Below are 4,858 nucleotides of genomic sequence, written 5' to 3'. Positions count from 1 at the left end.
GTCATCCGGGCCACCGACGGCCCGCTGGCCAGCGTCCGGGGCCGCCGGCCGGAGGAGGCGGTGTACGAAGGTGCCGCCAAGCACCTGCAGGACGTGTGGATCGCCGTGCGGGTCAGCCTCCGCCGGCTTCTCGAGGAGGTGACGCTGGCCGACATCGCCAGCGGACACCTGCCACCGATCGTCGGCGAGCTCGGTCGGGACCGTGACGCCTGGGTCGGCCGCTGAGGTTTCGGTCGGCCCGTACGGTGATCAGGTGCCGGGCAGTGCCCGGGTGGCCTGATCCACCGGCTGGCCCGCCGCGATGCGCGCCTGCTGGGCGCGCACCGCCATCCCCGCCAGCGCATCGATCACCAGCGCGCGGACCTCACCGGCCAGGTCACCGAGCGCGTCGTGGGCAGCGGCTGCGCAGCGGTCCTCGACGTCGGCAAGCAGCCCGAGCGCACTGGTCAGCTCGGTGGGCACCACCGGCAGCCGATACGCGGGCTGGGCCGCCGGTGCGGTGCCGCCGCGGTCGAGGATCTCGGCCACCAGCCGGTCACGCAGCTCCCGATGGGCGGTGTAGGCGCTCTGGGCAAGAACGCGGGTCGATTCGGACCCGGGCCGCAGCGGCGCCAGCGCGCCACCGGCCGCGGCGGATGCGTACACGGCGGCGTGCTCCACCGCCAGGAGGTTGGACAGCGCCTGGACAGCGCCTGGATCGTCCGGGGCCCGGCTGCCTGCCTCCCGGTTACCTGGCTGGTCAGGTATCCCCGTCAACAGCGATCACCTGGCCAGCGGGGCGAGTAGGTCGGCGTGGGCGAGTTCGGCCGCGTGGATGCTGGCGAGCAGCGGGGCGAGACCCGCGGCCGCCACCAGGCACTTCGCGCGCAGCAGGGCCGCGGCCTGCTGCTCCAGCCGGACGAGCGCGGCGACCGTGGCCTGTTGGGATGCCGCCCGGTCGGTGGCGGGGTCGGGGAGAACCGGGGCAGCGGTTGCGGGCCCGGCGGTGAAACCGGCGACGGTCGATCCGGCCGCGGGCGATCCCTCGGCGGGTGACCTGGGTGCCCTGGGTGACCCGGTGCCGGTCGGGGGCGACCCCAGGCGGCCGGCGTGCTCGGCATGGTGGGCGCGTAGCACCGCCAGCGTGGCGGCGATCGACGGATGTGCGAGGATTGCCCGATCGTAGGCGATGAGGAGCCCCTGTTCGGACTGCGCCACCGACTCGCGCAGGGCGTCGTCGACAGCGTTCGGACTTGTGGAATTGTCCGGGTCATGGACCGAACGTGTCCAGCTGCAGCTGGTGAGTCCGGCTGTCGCGACCAGCGGGAGCGCGCCGAGAACACCCCGCCGGGACAACCCCTGATGCCATGAACCAGAACCCGTCGCGCTCACGGTCCAGCAGCTTGTCACAGTGGCGGAGGCGGCTGGTCGGCCCGGCGATGCGGGGACGGCGAGTTGGGGCGATCATGCTTCTGGGAGGTTCGGGAGGCCCAGGTCCCTGGCACCGCGGGGAGAACCGGGTCGGGTCGGACGTAGGCTCAGGATCTCCGGAGAGCGCCACGTCCATGCGTGGCGGAGGAAAGGAGCGGGTCGACGTGGGCGACGCCGTAGCCGCAACCAGTGCCGCTGATGCCGGCGGCGGGCGACGTCGCGCCCAGGCGCGACAACCGGGCACGGACGGTCGGCTTCGGTCGGCTCGGACGGAGCTGGTGCGTCTGCTCACCCCGCAGCTGGCAGCGCGGGGATTCGACCTGGAGGACGTCACCGTCAGCCGTGCCGGATCCCGGAGCGTGGTCCGAGTGGTCGTGGACCGCGACGGCGGGGTGGACCTGGACGCGGTTGCCGAGGCCAGCCGGGTGGCCTCGGCCGTACTCGATGCCGCCGAGGCCGATCCACCAGCGGCCGGGGGTTCGCCGGTGGCCGGTCCGTACGTTCTCGAAGTGAGCTCGCCCGGGGTCGATCGTCCGCTGGTGGCACCGCGGCACTGGCGTCGGGCACAGGGACGTCTGGTGTCGGTGCGGATCCGTGACGGCAGGCAGCTGCTCGGGCGGGTGCGCACCGCAGGGCCGCAGGCAGCTGAACTCGTGCTGGCGGGTGAGCGCGCAGCCGCCGGCGAGGTGATACGGATATCCTTCGCTGACGTGGTCAGGGCCGCCGTGCAGGTGGAGTTCCGCGCAACCGACGAGGATCTCGTGACCGGCGACGAGGATCCTGCAACCGACGAGGACCTCGCGACCGGCGAGGACCAGGACGCGGAGGCGCAGCGATGAAACTCGACGTGGCAGCGTTGCGCGGCATCGAACGCGAGAAGGACATCGCCTTCGACACCCTGGTGGAGGCGATCGAGACCGCGCTGCTGACCGCCTACCGGCACACCGACGGGGCGGCTGCGGACGCGCGTGTGGTCATCGACCGGACCTCGGGGCACGTGGCGGTGTACGCCCGCGAGACCTCCCTGGACGGGATGACGCGCGAATGGGAGGACACGCCCGCGGACTTCGGCCGGATCGCCACGATGACGGCCAAGCAGGTGATCATGCAGCGGCTGCGGGAGGCCCAGCAGGAGATCACCTACGGGCAGTATGCCGACCGGGAGCACGAGGTCGTCTCCGGTGTCGTCCAGCACCACGAACAGCGGGCGGGGTCAAAGGTCGTTCTGGTCGATCTCGGAACCCTTGAGGGTGTGCTTCCGCCCGCCGAACAGGTCCCCGGTGAACGTTTCGAGCACGGGGACCGCATCAAGTGCTATGTCGTGAGCGTTATTCGCGGGGCGCACGGCCCCACGGTGACGCTGTCGCGGACCCACCCGGAGCTGGTCAAGGGCCTGTTCCGGCTGGAGGTGCCGGAGGTGGCGGACGGTACGGTGGAGATAGCCGCGATCGCGAGGGAAGCGGGTCATCGCAGCAAGATCGCAGTTCGGTCGAACGTCGCCGGGGTGAACCCGAAGGGCGCCTGCATCGGCCCGATGGGAGCGCGGGTACGAGCTGTCATGGCCGAGCTGCGCGGCGAAAAGATCGATATCGTCGACTGGTCTGCTGAGCCGGCCACATTCGTCGGTAACGCGCTGTCACCCGCGCGGGTGGCTCGAGTCGAAGTCACCGATCCCGCCGCCCGTGCGGCGCGGGTGGTCGTGCCGGACTACCAGCTCTCCCTCGCCATCGGCCGGGAGGGGCAGAACGCCCGGCTGGCGGCGCGCCTCACCGGCTGGCGTATCGACATCCATTCGGACACGGAAGGTAACAGTGGCCTGCTGGCGCGGGAAGGTTCCGAGGCGTCTGCCCGACGGGCCGCATCGCCGTCCGTCCCCCGGAGATCTCCCGCTGCCGGCGGCCACTCCAGAGGTGCAACGAGATAGACTGATGGGCGCACGCCGTGCGGAGCCGGTCCGCACATGTGTGGGGTGTCGCGCCCGGGTGGCGCGGTCGGACTTGATGCGTACGGTGGTAGTTGACGGTGAGCTCAGACCAGATGTTCGCCGATGTATGCCTGGGCGGGGGGCGCACCTGCACCCCGATCGGGTATGCCTCGATCTCGCGGAACGTCGCAAGGCGTTCCTGCGGGCGCTGAGGGTTGCAGCGCCGCTCGGACTCGAGCATGTCAGGGCGTACCTTGTCGAGCAGTGCATGACTGGGGAGTAATGGTAATGACAGGCTTCGCACCGACGCGAGGTCGACGGAAGATCGGACGACATCACCAGATGTCGACATGGAAGCAGGTCGAGACAGCGATGACCGCGCGATGAGCACGCAGCCATGATCACGACCAGCAGGTAACCAGGGTCACGCGGGCGGACCGCGGGCCGAACAAAGGAGCACCGTGGCAGGAAAGGCCCGCGTACATGAGCTCGCCAAGGAGCTCGGCGTCGACAGCAAGACCGTACTCGCCAAACTGAAGGATCTCGGCGAGTTCGTGAAGTCGGCTTCGTCCACAGTCGAGGCACCGGTCGTCCGAAAGCTCAAGGAGTCGTTCCCCGTCGAGAACACCGGTGCGCAGCGATCCGCCGCGCGCGGCGGTGCTCCCTCAGGCAACGGCGCACGACCGGTACCCGGTGCCCGTCCGGGCCCGGTACCGTCCCGCCCGGGTCCGCGTATACCCGGCCGTCCAGCCGTTCCGGGTGCGCCGACCCGCCAGCACGACCCCGGGGCCCCGGTCACTGCTGCCGGTCAGGCGCAGCCGGGCCCGGTCGTCACGCCGCGTCCGAGCACACCGAGCACACCGGGTGCGCCAGCATCGAATGCTCCCGCAGCTGCCTCGGCCCGCGAGACCACTCCGGCTGCCGGATCCGACTCCTCGCCGGCCACACAGCACACGCGACCACGCCCGGGTGTACCCACCCCACCTCCACGGTCCGGGCCCGCGGGTGGTTCGCAGACCCCGCCGGCGCAGACCCCGGCGACGGCGGGCCCGGTGGCCCCGGGTTCGGTGGCCCCGGGTTCGGCGCAGACCCCGCCGGTGAAGAGTTCCCCGGCCCAGGGGCCGTCCGTGAAGAGCCCCTCCGGTCGGCCCAGCCCGGGTCCGCGGCCCGGTCCCCGACCGGCAGGCCCTGGTAACAACCCGTACACGACATCGGGCTCGCAGCCGCGGTCGCAGGCGTCGGGTCCCGGCGGTACGCCGGCCGCACCGCCGCACCGCCAGGCCGGTCCGCGTCCTGGTGGCCCACGTCCTGGTGGCACAGGTGGGCCGCGTCCGGGTGGTACCGGTGGTCGGCCGTCGCCGGGTCAGATGTCGCCGCGTCCGGGTGGTACCGGTGGTCGGCCGTCGCCGGGTCAGATGCCGCCGCGTCCGGGTGGTACCGGTGGTCCTCGACCCAATCCGAGCATGTTCCCCTCCCGCCCCGCCGGAAGCGGGCCTCGTCCCGGCGGCGGCGGGAGGGGAACAT

At 71.7% G+C, this 4,858-nt stretch carries 6 protein-coding genes and 1 pseudogene; 5 read left to right on the top strand and 2 right to left on the bottom strand.

What is annotated here, in order from left to right; translation table 11 throughout:
- Positions 1 to 225 (top strand): annotated as a pseudogene (locus DD1DGNOD_RS21300) (Rrf2 family transcriptional regulator); the annotation flags it as partial.
- Positions 226 to 249: 24 nt separating this feature from the next.
- On the opposite strand, the gene DD1DGNOD_RS21295 reads toward DD1DGNOD_RS21300, so the two are convergent.
- Complete coding sequence (locus DD1DGNOD_RS21295; protein WP_241251752.1) at positions 250 to 756, bottom strand: DUF4439 domain-containing protein; 507 nt, start codon at positions 754 to 756, stop codon at positions 250 to 252.
- Positions 757 to 762: 6 nt separating this feature from the next.
- A complete protein-coding gene (locus tag DD1DGNOD_RS21290; protein ID WP_131768289.1) occupies positions 763 to 1,371 on the bottom strand; it encodes a hypothetical protein in 609 nt (202 codons plus the stop codon).
- A gap of 203 nt (positions 1,372 to 1,574) precedes the next feature.
- Here DD1DGNOD_RS21290 and rimP point away from each other — a divergent pair, with 203 nt between their 5' ends.
- The 4 genes from rimP to DD1DGNOD_RS30575 form a co-directional block, all read left to right on the top strand.
- Positions 1,575 to 2,249: a ribosome maturation factor RimP gene (gene rimP / locus DD1DGNOD_RS21285; RefSeq protein WP_241255892.1), complete on the top strand. Its 675-nt coding sequence runs from the start codon at positions 1,575 to 1,577 to the stop codon at positions 2,247 to 2,249.
- Positions 2,246 to 3,334, top strand: coding sequence for a transcription termination factor NusA (nusA, locus tag DD1DGNOD_RS21280; RefSeq protein ID WP_131768285.1), 1,089 nt, complete (start codon positions 2,246 to 2,248; stop codon positions 3,332 to 3,334). The genes rimP and nusA overlap by 4 nt, the downstream gene beginning before the upstream one ends.
- Positions 3,335 to 3,338: 4 nt before the next feature.
- On the top strand, positions 3,339 to 3,617 hold the full coding sequence (locus tag DD1DGNOD_RS21275; RefSeq protein ID WP_131770904.1) for a YlxR family protein: 279 nt from the start codon (positions 3,339 to 3,341) through the stop codon (positions 3,615 to 3,617).
- Positions 3,618 to 3,795: 178 nt separating this feature from the next.
- Positions 3,796 to 4,858 (top strand): translation initiation factor IF-2 N-terminal domain-containing protein (locus DD1DGNOD_RS30575; RefSeq protein ID WP_283234740.1); only part of this gene is annotated, 1,063 nt, incomplete at its 3' end.

Origin of the sequence: Candidatus Protofrankia californiensis (assembly GCF_900634765.1) — a bacterium.
Lineage (GTDB): Bacteria > Actinomycetota > Actinomycetes > Frankiales > Frankiaceae > Protofrankia > Protofrankia californiensis.
The sequence above is the reverse complement of the archived record's forward strand: the minus strand, read 5'-3'. Positions and strand labels throughout refer to the sequence as shown.